Origin of the sequence: Rhodopseudomonas telluris (genome assembly GCF_042432815.1) — a bacterium.
Taxonomy (GTDB): Bacteria; Pseudomonadota; Alphaproteobacteria; order Rhizobiales; family Xanthobacteraceae; genus Rhodopseudomonas; species Rhodopseudomonas telluris.
Genome location: NZ_JBHLWM010000001.1, coordinates 572,089 through 588,463, shown reverse-complemented (window position 1 = coordinate 588,463; position 16,375 = coordinate 572,089). Strand labels below are relative to the sequence as shown.

Here is a 16,375-nt window from a genome sequence, read left to right as displayed (position 1 = left end):
GAGCCTTCGCCATGCAACCGACATCACGAAATCCCGACAATTAGAATTAACCCGCCGGGCAAATATTGCCTAGTGCACAGATCAGCCGTCGGCAGCCGGCGACGCACACGCGAAAACACGCCGGCCGACGAACGCGACGACCGAGCAACCGGAATCATGTGCAACTTCGCCCCTCGGGATTAGGAACAACAAGCCGTCGAAAGAACCGCTGCGGCTCGTAGTGGTTCCAGTTCGACAATTCGATTTCAATTAAGTCGATTTTTACTTTGCCGGGCCAATGTGTCGCCAGTCGGTTGTTTAGTCCCGCGTCTCCGACGGCGTCACATGAGTCAGGTTAGTTGAGTCATGGTTGTGTCGCGTCGCGGGGCGTCTGCAAAGGCGCCCCGCACTCAATTTGAAGTCGAGCCCCTGAGCGAAATCATCGTCGGCGATTGCGTCGCCGAGATGGAGAAGCTCCAGGCCAAGTCGGTGGATCTGGTGTTCGCCGATCCGCCGTACAATCTGCAGCTCAAAGGCGCGTTGAAGCGTCCCGACGAATCGGAAGTCGACGCTGTCGACGACGATTGGGACAAATTCGACTCCTTCGCCGCCTACGACAACTTCACCCGCGCCTGGCTGCTCGCCGCGCGCCGGATCATGAAGCCGTCGGCGACGATCTGGGTGATCGGCTCGTACCACAATATCTTCCGCGTCGGCGCGATCATGCAGGACCTCGGGTTCTGGCTGCTCAACGACATCGTCTGGCGCAAGACCAATCCGATGCCGAATTTCCGCGGCCGTCGCTTCACCAATGCGCACGAGACGATGATCTGGGCGGCGCGCGACGAGAACGCCAAGGGCTACACCTTCAACTACGAGGCGCTGAAGGCCTCCAACGAAGATGTCCAGGCGCGCTCCGACTGGCTGATTCCGCTGTGCACCGGCGACGAGCGTCTGAAGGGCGCGGACGGCAAGAAAGTGCACCCGACCCAGAAGCCCGAAGGCCTGCTGGCGCGCGTGCTGCTGAGTTCGTCGAAGCCCGGAGACCTCGTGGTCGATCCGTTCAACGGGACCGGCACGACCGGCGCCGTCGCGAAGCGCCTGCGCCGCAGCTACATCGGCTTCGAACGCGACCGCACTTACGCCGACGCGGCACGTGCGCGAATCGACGCCGTCGAGCCGCTGCCGGAAGACACGCTGAAGCCATTCCTCACGGCGCGCGAGGCGCCACGCGTGGCGTTCTCCGAACTGATCGAACGCGGCATGATTTCGCCAGGCGCCAAGCTGGTCGATTCGAAGAAGCGTCACGGTGCACTGGTGCGTGCCGACGGCGCCATCATGCTGGGCGACAAGGTCGGCTCGATCCACCGCATCGGCGCGGTCGCGCAAGGCTCCGAAGCCTGCAACGGCTGGACGTTCTGGCATGTCGAAACCAGCCAGGGCCTCAAGCTGATCGACGAACTCCGCGCCGAAGTCCGCAGCGCGATGGCGGCGGGCTGAAGTTCAGCCCGATAAACGAACTCTCCCCGTCATTGCGAGGAGCGCAGCGACGAAGCAATCCAGCCCGGGTGCATTGGGCTGGATTGCTTCGCTTCGCTCGCAATGACGATTATGGTGAGGTCTCGTGTTTTGATGACGGGCCGGGCCGCGAAGCTATCGATAAGCCCACCAGCACAGTCCTCAGGGTGAGGAGCGCGCAACGCGCGTCGCGAACCATGAGCTGATCGGGCACGCGCTCGCCCCGCTTCGACGCCGCAATCACCGCGCCCTTTCGGCGCGCGCCTATTAGAACGCCGTCACGCCGCACTCTGCCGGATCAGATCCTTGCGTACCTGGCCGAGATAACCGCGGATCTGGTCCGCGAGGGTTTCTGAATTCGTCGACAGATGGCTCGATGCCGTCATGGTCGATTCGGCGTAGCGCTCGGTGTCGCGGGCATTCGCCGCGATGGTCTGGATGCTGGTGGCGATGTCGCTCACCACCGAAAATGCCTGCTCGATGGTCTGGGCGATATCGGCGGTCGCATCCGATTGCGCTTCGGCTGCGCCGGCCACCTTCGTCGTGATGCTCTCGACCTCGGTCATCACCGCGCCGATCTCGGTGATCGACTGGCTGACCACATCGGCGGCGCCGTGGACGTGATCGACCTGGGATTCGATCTCGCCGGTGAACTTCGCGGTCTGCTCCGCCAGCGCCTTGACCTCCTGGGCCACGACCGCGAAGCCGCGGCCCGCATCGCCGGCGCGCGCCGCTTCGATCGTCGCGTTCAGCGCGAGCAGATTCGTCTGGCTGGCGATCGCTTCGATCGACTTCACCACCTCGCTGATTCGCTCGGCGACGCTGCGCAGCGCCGCGACGTTGCTGGTCGCTTCCGACACCCGCGCCACCGCGCGGCCGACGATTTCGGCCGAATGCGCGACGTCGGCACCGACCTGCCGCGCGCTCTCCGACAAGCCCGCGGTCGCGTCCGCAACGTGCCGCATGTTGCCGCTGGCCTGTTCGGACGCCGCCGCGACCGCGGTCAGTCGCTCGCGCGTCGTCGACGCACCGCTGGTGAGATGACCGGCGGTGACGCGCATATCCTTGGAGTCGGCATCGAGCGAGCCGACCACGGTGCTGACCGCGTCTTCGAGTTTGCTGGCCTGCTGTTCGAAGCTCAGGATCCGGCTTTCGAGACTGTCGGTCGCGGCGTTGATGGTGGTGGCGCCGCGCAGCAGCGCGCCGTGCAGACCGCCCGGCAGGATGCGGCGGAAATAACGGCGCTGCTGCACCGCCTCCATCGCCGCAGTGGCTTCACGCACGAAGGCGTCGCAGCCGTCGATCATGTCGTTGACGGTCAGCACCAGCTCGCCGGTGCGGCCGCCGTCGTCGACATGCAGCACGCGCGCTTCGAAATCGCCCGCGGCGATCCGCTTGCAGACGTCGCAGGCCTGATCGATCAGCCGCGCCGCCTTGCCGACGCTGAGAAAGCCGCTCAGCACCGCGACGATCACCAGGGCTTGCGCGCCGAAAGCCGACATCGGATAGCCCAGCGCATGCAGCGCGGCCGCGGCGATCGACGCGACGATTGCGAGGGTGAGGCTAAGCTGCGCTCGCGAGAGCGAACATGAGTTCGTCATAAGAGACCTTCTGGGAAGCAACGAAATCCGTCAGCGCGCGCATGCCGGCTTCGACCGCGTCCTTGCCGTTGACGTGGCTCTGCTCGGTCTTGAGCACTTGCGCGTAGAGCGGCGCGATCGCGCTGGCGATCACCTTGGGATCCGGCGTGCGGCGATTGGAGTGATAGCCGATGATCTTGCCCGCACTGTCGAACGACGGCGTGACGTGCGCGAACACCCAGTAATGATCGCCGGAGCGCGCCATGTTCTTGACGTAGCCGAAGATCTCGCGGCCCGCCGCGATCGTGTCCCAGACCAGACGAAACACCGCGCGCGGCATGTCGGGATGCCGGATGATGCTGTGCGGCTGGCCGAGCAGCTCCGCCTCGGAATATCCTGCGATGTGGCAGAACGTGCGATTGGCGTAGGTGATGCGACCTTTGAGATCGGTCTTCGAAACGATCAGTTCGCCCGGCGGAAAGTGGACTTCTTTTCCGGTCGGGCGGATGGTGACGGCCATCGAGACTCTCCGATGGATGGCGAGAATTTGCCTGTCATTACGATCCGCGATTTAAGGCCTGATTAAAACGCCGAACCGAATACCGTTCGAATGCAACCGACCGGTATTCTTACAGGCCCGGAATGTGGATTAGTCGAGCGCGTGCGCCAGCACCTTGCGCATCAGATTCGGCAGCGCTTCGTCCGCGAGCGTCGCGATCTTCACCCAGCGCATCCCCGCCGGCGCGCGCGTGCCGCTCGGCGCTTGCGCGGTGTAGACGACGAGTTCGAGCGGGAAATGCGTGAAGACGTGAGTGACCACGCCCGCCTTGCGATGCCAGCGCGTGACGCCGCTTAGTTGCGGCGCCTGCGCGCGCGCCGCGGCGTCGCTGTGTCCCGCGAGCCACTCGGAATTCGGCACCTCGGTCATGCCGCCGAGCAGCCCCTTGGCTTCGCGCGTCCGCACCAATACGGAGTCGCCACGCACCACCACGAAGGCTGCGCCGCGGCGCAGTTCGCCGGTCTTCTTCGGCGCCTTGCGCGGAAACGACTCGGCATCGCCGCGCAGCCTTGCCGTGCAACCCTCCATGAACGGACACAGCGCGCAGGCCGGCTTCTTCGGCGTGCAGATCGTGGCGCCGAGATCCATCAGCGCCTGCGCGCTGTCGCCGGCGCGGCTGTCCGCCAGCAGCGTCTCGGCCAGCGCCTTGATGCGCGGCTTGGCCTTCGGCAACTCCTCCTCGACCGCGTAGAGCCGCGACACCACGCGCTCGATATTGCCGTCCACCGGCATGGTGCGGCGGCCGAATGCGATCGCCGCGATGGCCGCGGCCGTATACGGCCCGACGCCCGGCAGCGCGCGCAAGCCCTCTTCCGTATCGGGAAAGCGGCCGCCGTGCTGCGTCGCCACCGCGACCGCGCAGGCGTGCAGATTGCGGGCGCGCGAGTAGTAGCCGAGACCGGCCCACATCCGCAGCACGTCGTCCAGCGAGGCCGCGCCGAGATCGGCGACGCTCGGCCAGCGCGCCAGGAACTTGGCGAAATACGGACCGACCGCGCGCACGGTGGTTTGCTGTAGCATGATTTCGGACAGCCACACCGCATAGGGATCGGCCGGGGTGCCGGCGGGCGGGCGCCAGGGCAGCGTGCGGCGATGGCGGTCGTACCAGGCGAGCAGCGCGGCCGGGCGGCCGGCCGGGCCGGCGCCGTCCTCGTTCGCTGTGTTGACCGGGGATTGTTTCCGCCGCGGCGCCAAGGCAGCTCGACGATCTGCTATACTCATGGCCCGTATCGTCGCAAAGCCCTCCGCCATGAGCAAGCCCGCGCCCATCTACAAACCCGGCCCGATCAGCGCCAAGCCGCTGGCCGGCCTGCTGGGACCGACGCTGAACGAAGCCTTCGCCAAGCAGGGCTTCGCGGCACGGGAACTCGTGACCCGCTGGGCCGAGATCGCCGGCGCCCAGATCGCCGCGCATTGCGAGCCGCTGAAGATGCAATGGCCGCGCCCGGTCGAGGGCCAGCCGCAGGAACCGGCGACGCTGGTGCTGCGGGTCGAGGGCCCGATGGCGCTGGAGATCCAGCACTCGTCCGACCAGATTCTGCAGCGGGTCAACCGCTTCTTCGGCTGGAACGCGGTCGGCAAGCTGGCGCTGCGCCAGGCGCCGCTGTCGCGACGGACCCGCAAGCCGGCGCCGCCGCCGCCGGACCCGAAAGCCGTCGCGCGGGAGGCTTCGAGCCTCGAAGCGGTCGAGGACGACGACCTGCGGCTGGCGCTCGCCCGGCTCGGCGCCACGATCAAGCGGAAGTGACGCTGGCGCGAGGGCACGGATTCCGGCCCGGCATTGCCACAATTGCGGTTTCAAGCTAGCGAACGGCTTGCGTGGCCCCTCGGCCGCGCCAGCTTCGTGTCTTGCCTTGTCTTTGCCTTGAGCGGCGCGCCGCCGCGTTGGAGCACCTTGATGATCACGCGCCGCACCTTCACCGCCGCTCTGTCGCTGACCGGCCTCGCCGCCGTTGCCGGCCTCTCGCCGTTCCGGCTGATCGACCAGGCGTTCGCCCAGAGCACCAAGGCCGCGACCGCCGCCGACGTCGCCAAACCGATGTCGCTGCCCGACATGGCGCTCGGCCCGAAGGACGCCGCCGTCACCGTCACCGAATACGCCTCGATGACCTGCTCGCACTGCGCGGCGTTCAACGAGCAGGTGTTTCCCAAGCTGAAGGCCGCCTATATCGACACCGGCAAGATCCGCTACGTGTTCCGGGAATTCCCGCTCGACATCAAGGCCGCGGCCGGCTCGATGCTGTCGCGCTGCATCGCCAAGGACGACGCGCAGAAGTACTTCGCCGTCACCGACCTGCTGTTCAAGACCCAGGCCGAGTGGGTGCTGAAGGACACCACCGAACAGCTCAAGCGCATCGGCAAGCAGGCCGGCCTCAGCGCCGCCGAAGTCGAGACCTGCCTGAAGGATCAGGCCCTGCTCGACAAGATCGCCGCCGACCAGAAATACGCCAACGAAGTGCTCAAGGTGAACTCGACGCCGAGCTTCTTCATCAACGGCGAAATGCTCCGCGGCGAAACCTCGCTGGAAGAATTCGCCAAGCGCATCGATCCGCTGCTCGAGAAGAAGAGCTGAGGCTTCTTCCTTCTCCCCTTGTGGGAGAAGGTGGCGCGGCCAAGCCGCGCCGGATGAGGGGTCAGCTCCCACAACAGCGCATCCGCGTCGCACGTGGTCGCTGTTTTTCCCCCACCGTCGTTGCCGGGCTCGACCCGGCAATTCATCCTCTTGGCAAGACGGACTTCAGTCAGCGCGCTGACGCGCGCGATGGATGCGCGGGTCAAGCCCGCGCATGACGGATGATGGTGAGGAGGCGCGGCGCCAAAAGTAGCGCGCGTGTCCCAAAGTAAGCCGTTATCCCTGCGAATGCCGGGGCCCCAGTATTCCAGAGCGTCGCCCCCTCTTTTTCGGAAGACGCTGCGCGGCCCCAAGTCAGCTGTCATCCCCGCGAAAGCGGGGATCCAGTATTCCAGAGCATCGCAGCAGCGCGCTGCGTACCAACGAGCGCTCTGGGATACTAGGTCGTCCGGTCAAGCCGGACGATGACGTGAGAGGCTGGCTCGAGCGCTGTCCTGCACCGCTGCTCTCTGATTTGATTATCAAACAGCCACGCCCAATCGTTCTCGCGGCGCCGGAGCGTCCGAGCTTTGCACCCGTCGCTTCGCAGCGAGGGGTGGGGGCGCGCCGCTTGGCGCGGAGTGATGGTAGGTTCTCGCGATGGCTTCTTGCGAAGTCACCGCGCAACGCCTCGCGGCGCGCCCACCGCGGCGGTTTTCGGCGATCAGGCCCGTGCTTCCGGGGACAGGCAGGGGTAATGAAACCCCACTGATCCGGCGGATTACGCCGCCTTCGCCTGCCCCCGTCCAGCGAACTAACAAGTCGCAGAGCCTCGTAGTAGGCCCGGACGGGTCCCCGACGCCTCCCGGACGTGCGGGTGCGAACCGCAACGCGCAGGACGCCGCATCCGTTCGACTCCCCCGGCACAGGGCCGGCGTCCTCGAACCATCGTTCCGAACCGGTTGCCCGGCCCGCCGATCTGTCCCGCTCAACGACGCCTCGCGAAGCGCCCCTCACGGACAGGACGACGGGGACTATAGTCACAATAGGAATTTTGTCAAGACGCCATACGTCCGCGCAACATGCCGGCGATACCAAGGTCTTCGTCGAGGTCGGGCCAATGGATGCCCATTGGCATCAACTCATAGTTTGCGCGTGCCTCGGCACTTGCGCCAGACAACCGGGGGTACCAGGCAAGCGGCGTCGCGATGCGGCGACCATCGGTAAGCGTGACCACCAACTCCTCAGCCGTAAAGTCAACCGCCACGGGCCGCAAATCGCCGACGTCAATTTCCAAAGTGCTCATGCCATTTGCCTTCGAGCTCGCCGAGCCGCGGTCTCAGATAACGAACAATAGCGCCGATTTCATGCGCAGGAAATCCAGCATTTACCGCCAAGGACAAATCGTGCAGCCAGAATTTGGCTTCGCAGTCGCCGCGCCGGACATGAAGATGCGGCGGCTCGCCGCTTTCATTGGAGTAGAAGAAGGCGCGGTAAGCTCCCCAGCGCAAGATAGTCGGCATATCGCCTTCCAATGACGAAAGAAATGTCAGTGCCCATCGCCAAGCGACTTACCCGTGCGACGGTCGTACACGCAGGGTGCGCTGTCGTTGTGCTGTTTTCAATCCGGCGCTATTTGTTCTTCAGGTCGCAGCGCGCTGCGGAGGATCCGATGACCGACATCCTCTACTTATTGACCGTTCCTATCCTCGTAACACTGATGGCTGCCGGCGTAGTCTGGCACAGCAACCGCCAAGCCGATCGATCGTTTCGCGCCCACCTGCGCAGCCGCCCCGAGACGATCGTCTCCGTACCGCCAGCCGATGTGATCCGCGCTCAGCGCGATCAGGCGTGATCATGGCAAGAGCGCAAGGATATCGCTGCTGACGTCCCCCCCCACGAAGACCTCTCGCCTCCGTCATTCCGGGGCGCGCGCAGCGCGAACCCGGAATCCATAACCACCATCATCGACCTTAGATCACGACAGCTCGGCATCGTGCTTCGCCGACAACTCAGGGCGTATGGATTCCGGGTTCGCTCACTGCGTGAGCGCCCCGGAATGACGAACGAGAGGTGGTGCTACTTGTCTGCGGTCACGCCGCTTTCTCGATCACCGGCTTGATCTTGGCGAGGTCGCCGGCGATGCGGGCCTTCGCGGTGCGCATGTCGTAGGCGTTCTGCAAATTGAGCCAGAACTCCGCGCTCGTGCCGAACGCCTTGGCAAGGCGGAGCGCGGTGTCGGCCGTCACGCCGGTCTGCCCATTGGCGAGTCGTTCGATTCGCGTTCGCGGCACACCACAAGCCTTTGCCAGCGCGCCGGACGACATGTCGAGCGGAATCAAAAACTCCTCGCGGAGAACTTCGCCTGGATGCATCGGTGGCAAAACTCCGCTCACGATGACGATTCCTCATCGCTTCAGAAGGCACAGAAACCACCCTTTGTCAGGATTTTTCGTATTATTGAGCACTTCGATGTTGCGTGCAACATCCTTCCTTGTCGGTACTGAGACAGGCGAGCTAAAATGCCCTCGGCAAAGCTCTACATAAAGGGCCGACACAAGGTATTTTGATGCGAAACCAGAATTCAGTCCTCAAAAGCTTCCATGATGCTCAGGCTCAATTAGTTGTTCAGACAGCTGACTTGCCTCTCGGCACATTAGCTGGAATGGTGGATAGTGGCGCGATCGATCTACAGCCCGGATTTCAGAGGCGGGAGCGCTGGTCTCCAGAAAAGCAGGCAGCTCTAATTGAGTCTTTCCTACTGAACGTTCCAGTTCCTCCCGTATATTTAGCAGAGGAAGAAATCGGAACATACACCGCCATCGATGGAAAACAGCGCCTTCGTGCGATTGCCGATTTCATTGCGAACCGGTTCTCGCTTCGCCATCTCGAGCGATTGCAGGAAGTGGAAGGTCTTTACTTCAGGGATCTTCCAGCCGAAATCACTAACGCACTTATGCTACGCCCCTTCCTTCGGGTCGTAACTCTGCTTAAACAGACGAACACCACCTTGAAATACGAAGTGTTTCTTAGACTGAATCGGGGTGGAGAGACGCTCAATCCGCAAGAAATAAGGAATGTCGCATTCCGCGGGGCAATGAACGAGGCAATTTACGCCTTGGCAGATCAGCAATTCCTGCGAAAGCAACTCAAAATTACTGATGAAAAATCTTCGGCATTTAGAAGCATGAGTGATGCAGAGTACGTTCTTCGCTTCTTAACTCTTGAAGAGAGGTCCGAAAATTTTAGCGGGAGTCTAGTCCGAGAGATGGATGACTTCATGGAAAGACATCAGAACGCCGGGACAGAACAAGTTCAAAAATCTAAGGACCTTTTCTCCACTGCGATAGGCCGTTGCGAACACATCTGGGGTGATCATGCATTCAAGCGTCCCGAAGGCAACGGGTGGAGAGATCAATTATTAGCAGGGATGTATGACGCCCAAATGATCTCCGTGTCTCGACTCTCGGTTTCAGACTTTGCGAAAGCCGCCAACAAGTCGGAAAAAGTGATCTCTGGCACTAGAAAACTCTTTACGGACGATGAATTTGACAAAGCTGTACGAACGGGGACTAACACCCCTGCACGCATCGCATACAGAATCGAAGCGATGACGGAACTCCTGTCAAGCGTGTAGAAATGAACGCTCGAATCGATTTTTACTCTCGCATTGAGCTAATCCGAGACCTCTCTGACAACCCTTTATTAATGGATACATTTCCACACAACGACGCCCACAACACTCGAGCAGCTATCCTCCGTAACGGACTTGTTGTATCGGCATTCTCGCTTCTCGAGAGCTACCTTCAGAGGCGCGTCGACGAGACTATTGTGGAGATGCAGAGATCTCAGATTGGCTATTCGATGCTCGGCGAAAAACTACGCAAGCTCCTCTCTCTGGATGCAATAATAGGCCTAGCAACCCGATTAGGATTCACTGACAAGGCAGAAAGGCTTGCGTTCGCAGAAGCGAACATCGTCAGATTAGCGGGAGGCCCCGCGCTACCGATTAACTACACCGGCCTTGGGTTCAGCCCTAAAGGCTCAAACGTTTCAGGAGACGACATTCAGACCCTGCTAGCTGCATTTGGCGTTCAGAGCCCCTGGCAATGCATAGGAAATGTTATCTCAAGCCTTGGCGCAACCCGATTAAGCGCAAGGGACGATTTTCTGAATTTCGCACGAGCTAGAAACAAGGCCGCACACGATTCGACCACTAACATTGCAACATCGGACCTAAAGACCTACCTCGACACGGCCCTGTTGGTGGGCATGGCAAGCGACATCATAGTTACAAATGCAGTCGCAGCGTTTGTAAGCGAGCGCACGCCAACGTCCGCTACGAACTTGGCGAATGCCTTGCCACTCAGTTATCGCTTCCTCGACCGAGACCAAAACGGTCTCTTCAAAGAGAAGGTCAGCACTATAGGACGGACTATCAGGCTGCATCCCGACAAAGAAAGCGCTGTCAGCTCCGCCCTTCGACGAGCGAGACGTCTAACTATCGTGGTTCGAGATTCTAGAGCAACTCCAATCGAGTTGATCTGACGGAGACGAGGAGCACTCTTTCTGGGCAACACCACGATTCAGAATGCTCCGAGCGGCAGTCGGAGGCTGCCCCTCTCGAAATCCCCACCTTTCTCGCCCCTTCCCCCCAAATCCCCCCGTGGAAAAGCCCGGTTCCGCGGTTGCCGTGCCTGTTCCGGGTCGCCATTGTCGCCGGCTAACGCCGCTGCCGGCTGCGAGCGAGTCGCGACCGGTCGGACTGCCTATGGTATTGTCCGGCTTGAGAGATTCGCCAGCGCCGTCCGACCACCGGCCAATTGAGCATCGGACCAGATGAAACTCACGCGTCTCCGCCTTCACGGCTTCAAGTCGTTCGTCGAGCCCACCGATTTCATGATCGAGCCCGGTCTGACCGGCGTGGTCGGGCCCAACGGCTGCGGCAAGTCCAATCTGGTCGAGGCGCTGCGCTGGGCGATGGGCGAGACGTCGCACAAGTCGCTGCGCGCCACCGACATGGACGCGGTGATCTTCGCGGGCTCCGGCAACCGCCCGGCCCGCAACCACGCCGAAGTGGTGATGTCGCTCGACAATTCCGAGCGCACCGCCCCGGCGGCGCTGAACGATTCCGACACGCTGGACATCTCGCGGCGGATCGAGCGCGAGGCCGGCTCGCAGTATCGCATCAACGGCCGTGAAGTCCGCGCCCGCGACGTCCAGCTGCTGTTCGCCGACGCCGCCACCGGCGCGCGTTCGCCGGCGCTGGTCCACCAGGGCAAGATCGGCGAGATCATCCAGGCCAAGCCCGAGCAGCGCCGCCGCGTGCTGGAAGACGCCGCCGGCGTCGCCGGCCTGCATGCCCGCCGCCACGAGGCGGAACTGCGCCTGAAGGCGGCCGAAACCAACCTCACCCGCGTCGAGGACGTGATCGGCCAGCTGTCGTCGCAGGTCGACGGGCTGAAGAAGCAGGCGCGGCAGGCGATCCGCTTCCGCGAGGTCGCCGCCAAGGTGCGCAAGACCGAAGCCACGCTGTACCATTTGCGCTGGTGCGACGCGCAGGCCGAAGTGGGCGCCGCCGCGCAGGTGCACGATCTCGGCGTCCGTGAACTCGCCGAGCGCACCCGCGAGCAGGCCGAAGCCTCCCGCATCCAGGCCGACCGCGCCTCGACGCTGCCGGGCCTGCGCGAGGCCGAAGCCCGCGCCGCCGCCGGCCTGCAGCGGCTGGTCAACGCCCGCGAATTGCTCGACCGCGAGGAAGCCCGCGCCAAGGAGCGCGTGGTCGAACTCGAGCGCCGGCTGGCGCAGTTCTCCTCCGACGTCGCGCGCGAGCAGCAGCAGGCGGTGGACGCCGACGAGGCGCTGGAGCGGCTGCAGATCGAGGACGTCGAGCTGCGCGAAGAAATTCTGGAGCGGGTCGAGAAGCGCAGCGGCGTCGACGAGCGCGTCGGCGAGGCCGAGGCCGCGCTGGGCGAGGCCGAGCGGCTGTTCGCCGAGCTCACCACCCAGCTCGCCGAGCTGACGGCGCGGCGCAATCAGTTCGAGCAGGCGGTGCGCAGCCATCGCGACCGGCTCGGCCGACTCGACACCGAGATCAAGAACGTCGAGAGCGAGATCGACCGGCTGACCCAGGAAACCGGCGGCGCCGGCAATGTCGACGAGCTCGCCGAAGCGGTGGCGATGGCGCAGGAGACGATCGCCGAGCTGGAAGGGGCCGTGCAGCACGCCGAGGCCGCGCATGTCGCCGCCCGGCAGAAGCTCGACGGCTCGCGCAGCCCGCTGACCGAAGCCGACAAGCGGGTGCAGCGGCTCGAGACTGAAGCCAAGACGATCAGCAAGATCCTCAACGGCGAAACCAAAAATCTGTGGCCGCCGATCATCGACGGCATCACGGCCGCCAAGGGCTACGAGAAGGCGATCGGCGCCGTGCTGGGCGACGATCTCGACGCGCCGGTCGATCCGTCGTCGCCGATGCGCTGGACCGATATCGGCGTGCAGGCCGACGACCCGGCGCTGCCGGACGGCGTCGAGCCGCTGAGCCAACACGTCACCGCGCCGCCGGAACTGGCGCGGCGCCTTGCGCAGATCGGCGTCGTCGCCAAGGAGCGCGGCGGCGAACTGGTCGGCCAGCTCAAGACGGGCCAGCGGCTGGTGTCGCTCGACGGCGACGTCTGGCGCTGGGACGGCTTCGTCGCCTCGGCGCATGCGCCGACCGGCGCGGCCCGCCGCCTCGCCGAGCGCGCCCGGCTGGTCGACATCGAGAACGAGCTGGAGCAGGCCAAGATCGACGCCTCGGCCAAGCGCCAGGCGCTGGAGATGGCCGAGGCCGAGCTGCGCAGCGCCGCCGCCGCCGAGACCGCGTCGCGTGAAAACCTGCGCGGCGCCCGCCGCGAGGCCGATGCGGCGCGCGAGCGGCTCGCCGCCGCCGAGCGCGAGGTCAACCGCCACGCCGCGCGCAAATCGGCGCTCGCCGAAGCACAGTCGCGCCTCGCCAGCGACCGGCTCGAGGCCGAGATGGCGCTGGAGGCGGCCGAGAATGCGATCGGCGATCTCGCGCCCAACGACGATGCCGAGCAGCGACTCGCCGCGGTGCGCGGCGAGATCGACATGCATCGCCGCAACGCCGCGCAGGTCCGCGCCGAGGCGCAGGCGCTGGCGCGCGAGGCCGAGCTTGCCGACAAGCGGCTGCAGGCGATCGTCGCCGAGCGCAACGAATGGACCCGCCGCAAGCAGAGCGCGGCCTCGCAGATCGCCACCGTCGAGGAGCGCGTCGCCGAACTGACCGCCGAGCGCGCCGAGCTCGACAATGCGCCGACCGTGTTCGCCGAAAAGCGCAGCGCGATCATCACCGAGATCGAATACGCCGAAGCCGACCGCCGCAACGCCGCCGACGCGCTGGCCGAGGCCGAAGCCGCGATGGCCGACACCGACCGCGCGGCAAAGTCGTCGCTCGAACAGCTGTCCAGCGCCCGCGAAGCCTGCGCCCGCGCCGAGGAGCGGATGGAAGCGGCGCGGCGCCGGCTCGAAGACATCGAGCGCGAGATCCGCGACATGCTGGAAATCGAGCCGCAGGCGGTCGCCTCGCTGGCCGAAATCCAGGAGGGCGCAACGCTGCCGCCGCTGGCGGAGATCGAAGCCGACCTCGAAAAGCTGCGCCGCGACCGCGAGCGTCTCGGCGCCGTCAACCTGCGCGCCGAGGAAGAGCTCAACGAGGTCGAGAGCCAGCATGGCTCGCTGGCGGCCGAGCGCGACGACCTGGTCGAAGCGATCAAGAAGCTGCGCACCGGCATCCAGAGCCTCAACAAGGAAGCGCGCGAGCGCCTGCTCGCGTCGTTCGAGGTCGTCAACGGTCACTTCAAGCGGCTGTTCACCACGCTGTTCGGCGGCGGCGAGGCCGAGCTCAAGCTGATCGAGAGCGACGACCCGCTCGAAGCCGGCCTCGAAATCATCGCCAAGCCGCCGGGCAAGAAGCCGCAGTCGCTGTCGCTGCTGTCGGGCGGCGAGCAGGCGCTGACCGCAATGGCGCTGATCTTCGCGGTGTTCCTGACCAACCCGTCGCCGATCTGCGTGCTGGACGAAGTCGACGCGCCGCTCGACGACCACAACGTCGAACGGTTCTGCGACCTGCTGCAGGAGATGCGCGAGACCACCGAGACGCGCTTCATCATCATCACCCACAACCCGATCACCATGGCCCGCATGAACCGCCTGTTCGGCGTCACCATGGCGGAGCGCGGCGTCTCGCAGCTGGTCTCCGTCGACCTGCAGGGCGCGGTGGATATTCTGGATCAGAACGTGGCGTGATTTCACCCTCCCTCTCGAGGGCGGGGCAATCGCAGATGGAACGTCTTGGGCTGTTGTGCCGGCGCTCTCTTCACCCTCCCCTGGAGGGGGAGGGTCGGCACGCAGCCCGCATAGCGGGATGCGGGACGGGGTGGGGTGAGCCGCGAGCACCGCGTTTAGTAACTTCGCCACCCCACCCCGCTCGCTGCGCGAGCGACCCTCCCCCTCCAGGGGAGGGTGGTGCTCGCACCGACTGCAACGTTTCAGACGCGATCGTCCTGTCCTCACGAGGAGCGAGACGATGATCTCCCCCGCCCTCCCCGCTGATCTCAAAGCGTCACTTGAGCAACTGCTGCACGGCACGTCGCGTGCCGATGCGGCTGCGCGGGCGGACGCGATTTCGCGCAATTATCGCGACGGCGGCACCTCGGCGCCGATCGTCGGCGCCACCGACGCGATCGCCTATGCGGGGGCGCGGATGCCGGCGACTTATGCGGCGGTGGCGGCGAGCCTCAATGCGCTGGCCGAGATCACGCCCGACTTCTCGCCGGGCACGTTGCTGGATGTCGGCGCCGGGCCAGGCACGGCGACATTCGCGGCGACACAGGCCTTCGAGTCACTGCGCGCGCTGACGCTGCTCGACGCCAACCCGGCGCTGCGCGATCTGGCGTTGACGCTCGCCAATGATCGCCCGCGCGCCGCGACGCTCGACTACCAGCTCGGCGATGCCCGCAAGCTGCTCGCGAGCGCAAAGCCCGCCGAGCTGGTAATCGCCAGCTACATCATCAACGAGCTCGGCGACGCCGCGCGCGATCAGCTTGCCGATGCGCTGTGGCGCGCCACCGCCGGCACGCTGCTGATCGTCGAGCCCGGCACGCCGGCCGGCTATGCGCGCATCGTCGCGCTGCGGGCGCGGCTGATCGCGCAGGGCGCGCACGTCCTTGCACCATGCCCGCACGACGCCGCCTGTCCGCTGCAACCGCCGGACTGGTGTCACTTCGTGCAGCGGCTGCCGCGGTCGCGATTGCATCAACACCTCAAGGGCGCCGAACTTCCCTATGAGGATGAAAAATTCAGCTATGTGGCGCTGAGCCGCACGCCGCCGCCGTCGCGGCCGTCGCGCGTGCTGACCCAGCCGGAGCAGAGCAAGGTGGCGATCACCGCCAAGCTGTGCACGCCGGAGCGGCTCCGCATCGCGGTCGCGCCGCGGCGCGACAAGGCCGCGTATGCGCGCTTTCGGCGGCTGAGCTGGGGCGATGCGATCAGCAGTGAGAGCGGCCGGGAATAATCGGCGCGCGGTGCTGTTGGTAAGGAGGACGCGATCGCGTCGCCCCCGTTCACCAGGAGTAACACCTCATGTCCCGCACGCTCACGCTGCTCGCCGCCGCCGGCTTCGCGCTGATCGCCTCCGCCGCCTCCGCCCAGATGCTGAAGACTGCCGACACCGCCGCCGGCAAGACCTTCGTCGATGCCAAGGGCATGACGCTCTATACCTTCGACAAGGACGCCGGCGGCAAGTCGATGTGCAACGGCCCTTGCGCCACCAACTGGCCGCCGCTCGCCGCCCCCGCAGACGCCAAGCCGGCCGGCGACATGACGCTCGTCACCCGCGACGACGGCAGCAAGATGTGGGCCTACAAGGGCAAACCGCTCTACACCTTCGCCAAGGACAGCAAGCCCGGCGACACCACCGGCGACGGCTTTCTCAACGGCGCCTGGCACATCGCCAAGCCGTGAGGCATCGCTCACGTCCGTCATGCCCGGCCTTGTGCCGGGCATGACGAAGTAACGGGGCGTGGCGACGTCTCGATGCTCGCTTTCGCACCGCAACTACGTGCCGCATTACAAAACGGTCAGGTGTCCGATCGGGCTTTGCAATCCGATTCGTCATCCTGTTGAATGCCG

General features: G+C 64.8%; 15 protein-coding genes. 9 read left to right on the top strand and 6 right to left on the bottom strand.

Annotated elements, in window-relative coordinates; translation table 11 throughout:
• The first annotated feature begins 345 nt into the window (after positions 1–345).
• Entirely contained in the window at positions 346–1,479 is a 1,134-nt protein-coding gene (locus ACFFJ6_RS02695; protein WP_378384079.1) for a site-specific DNA-methyltransferase, read from the top strand.
• A gap of 296 nt (positions 1,480–1,775) precedes the next feature.
• Here ACFFJ6_RS02695 and ACFFJ6_RS02690 read toward each other — a convergent pair whose 3' ends face one another.
• The 3 genes from ACFFJ6_RS02690 to mutY all read right to left on the bottom strand — a co-directional run bounded on the left by ACFFJ6_RS02690 (position 1,776) and on the right by mutY (position 4,857).
• The gene (locus ACFFJ6_RS02690; RefSeq protein ID WP_378384077.1) at positions 1,776–3,098 is read right to left on the bottom strand and encodes a methyl-accepting chemotaxis protein; all 1,323 of its coding nucleotides are present in this window, start codon (positions 3,096–3,098) and stop codon (positions 1,776–1,778) included.
• Positions 3,061–3,597: a PAS domain-containing protein gene (locus tag ACFFJ6_RS02685; RefSeq protein ID WP_378384075.1), complete on the bottom strand. Its 537-nt coding sequence runs from the start codon at positions 3,595–3,597 to the stop codon at positions 3,061–3,063. The genes ACFFJ6_RS02690 and ACFFJ6_RS02685 overlap by 38 nt, the downstream gene beginning before the upstream one ends.
• A 129-nt stretch (positions 3,598–3,726) precedes the next feature.
• Complete coding sequence (gene mutY, locus ACFFJ6_RS02680) at positions 3,727–4,857, bottom strand: A/G-specific adenine glycosylase (RefSeq protein ID WP_378384073.1); 1,131 nt, start codon at positions 4,855–4,857, stop codon at positions 3,727–3,729.
• Positions 4,858–4,885: 28 nt separating this feature from the next.
• On the opposite strand from mutY, the gene ACFFJ6_RS02675 reads away from it, so the two are divergent.
• Both ACFFJ6_RS02675 and ACFFJ6_RS02670 read left to right on the top strand, forming a co-directional pair.
• Positions 4,886–5,383 carry a DUF721 domain-containing protein gene (locus tag ACFFJ6_RS02675; RefSeq protein WP_378385708.1) on the top strand — a complete coding sequence of 166 codons (498 nt, stop codon included), beginning with the start codon at positions 4,886–4,888 and terminating at the stop codon, positions 5,381–5,383.
• A 147-nt stretch (positions 5,384–5,530) separates the two neighbouring features.
• Positions 5,531–6,208 (top strand): DsbA family protein, encoded by a 678-nt coding sequence (locus ACFFJ6_RS02670; protein ID WP_378384071.1) that lies wholly within the window; start codon positions 5,531–5,533, stop codon positions 6,206–6,208.
• A 1,036-nt stretch (positions 6,209–7,244) separates the two neighbouring features.
• On the opposite strand, the gene ACFFJ6_RS02665 is transcribed toward ACFFJ6_RS02670, so the two are convergent.
• Together ACFFJ6_RS02665 and ACFFJ6_RS02660 are read right to left on the bottom strand one after the other, a co-directional pair.
• A complete protein-coding gene (locus ACFFJ6_RS02665) occupies positions 7,245–7,493 on the bottom strand; it encodes a DUF2442 domain-containing protein (RefSeq protein WP_378384069.1) in 249 nt (82 codons plus the stop codon).
• Positions 7,474–7,710: a DUF4160 domain-containing protein gene (locus ACFFJ6_RS02660; RefSeq protein ID WP_378384067.1), complete on the bottom strand. Its 237-nt coding sequence runs from the start codon at positions 7,708–7,710 to the stop codon at positions 7,474–7,476. Before ACFFJ6_RS02660 ends, ACFFJ6_RS02665 begins: the two co-directional genes overlap by 20 nt.
• Before the next feature lie 149 nt (positions 7,711–7,859).
• Between ACFFJ6_RS02660 and ACFFJ6_RS02655 the strand changes: the two genes are divergently transcribed.
• Positions 7,860–8,042, top strand: coding sequence for a hypothetical protein (locus ACFFJ6_RS02655; protein ID WP_378384065.1), 183 nt, complete (start codon positions 7,860–7,862; stop codon positions 8,040–8,042).
• A gap of 238 nt (positions 8,043–8,280) precedes the next feature.
• Here the strand turns inward: ACFFJ6_RS02655 and ACFFJ6_RS02650 are convergent, their stop codons facing one another.
• Positions 8,281–8,562, bottom strand: coding sequence for a HigA family addiction module antitoxin (locus tag ACFFJ6_RS02650; protein ID WP_378384063.1), 282 nt, complete (start codon positions 8,560–8,562; stop codon positions 8,281–8,283).
• A gap of 194 nt (positions 8,563–8,756) precedes the next feature.
• On the opposite strand from ACFFJ6_RS02650, the gene ACFFJ6_RS02645 reads away from it, so the two are divergent.
• The 5 genes from ACFFJ6_RS02645 to ACFFJ6_RS02625 all read left to right on the top strand — a co-directional run bounded on the left by ACFFJ6_RS02645 (position 8,757) and on the right by ACFFJ6_RS02625 (position 16,207).
• Complete coding sequence (locus ACFFJ6_RS02645) at positions 8,757–9,824, top strand: GmrSD restriction endonuclease domain-containing protein (protein ID WP_378384061.1); 1,068 nt, start codon at positions 8,757–8,759, stop codon at positions 9,822–9,824.
• A 2-nt stretch (positions 9,825–9,826) separates the two neighbouring features.
• Positions 9,827–10,735, top strand: a complete 909-nt coding sequence (locus ACFFJ6_RS02640; RefSeq protein WP_378384059.1) for a HEPN domain-containing protein — start codon at positions 9,827–9,829, stop codon at positions 10,733–10,735.
• Between the two features lie 291 nt (positions 10,736–11,026).
• Entirely contained in the window at positions 11,027–14,491 is a 3,465-nt protein-coding gene (gene smc / locus ACFFJ6_RS02635; RefSeq protein ID WP_378384057.1) for a chromosome segregation protein SMC, read from the top strand.
• Between the two features lie 280 nt (positions 14,492–14,771).
• Entirely contained in the window at positions 14,772–15,758 is a 987-nt protein-coding gene (locus ACFFJ6_RS02630) for a small ribosomal subunit Rsm22 family protein (RefSeq protein WP_378384055.1), read from the top strand.
• A 68-nt stretch (positions 15,759–15,826) separates the two neighbouring features.
• Complete coding sequence (locus ACFFJ6_RS02625; protein ID WP_378384053.1) at positions 15,827–16,207, top strand: COG4315 family predicted lipoprotein; 381 nt, start codon at positions 15,827–15,829, stop codon at positions 16,205–16,207.
• The last annotated feature ends 168 nt before the right edge of the window (positions 16,208–16,375 follow it).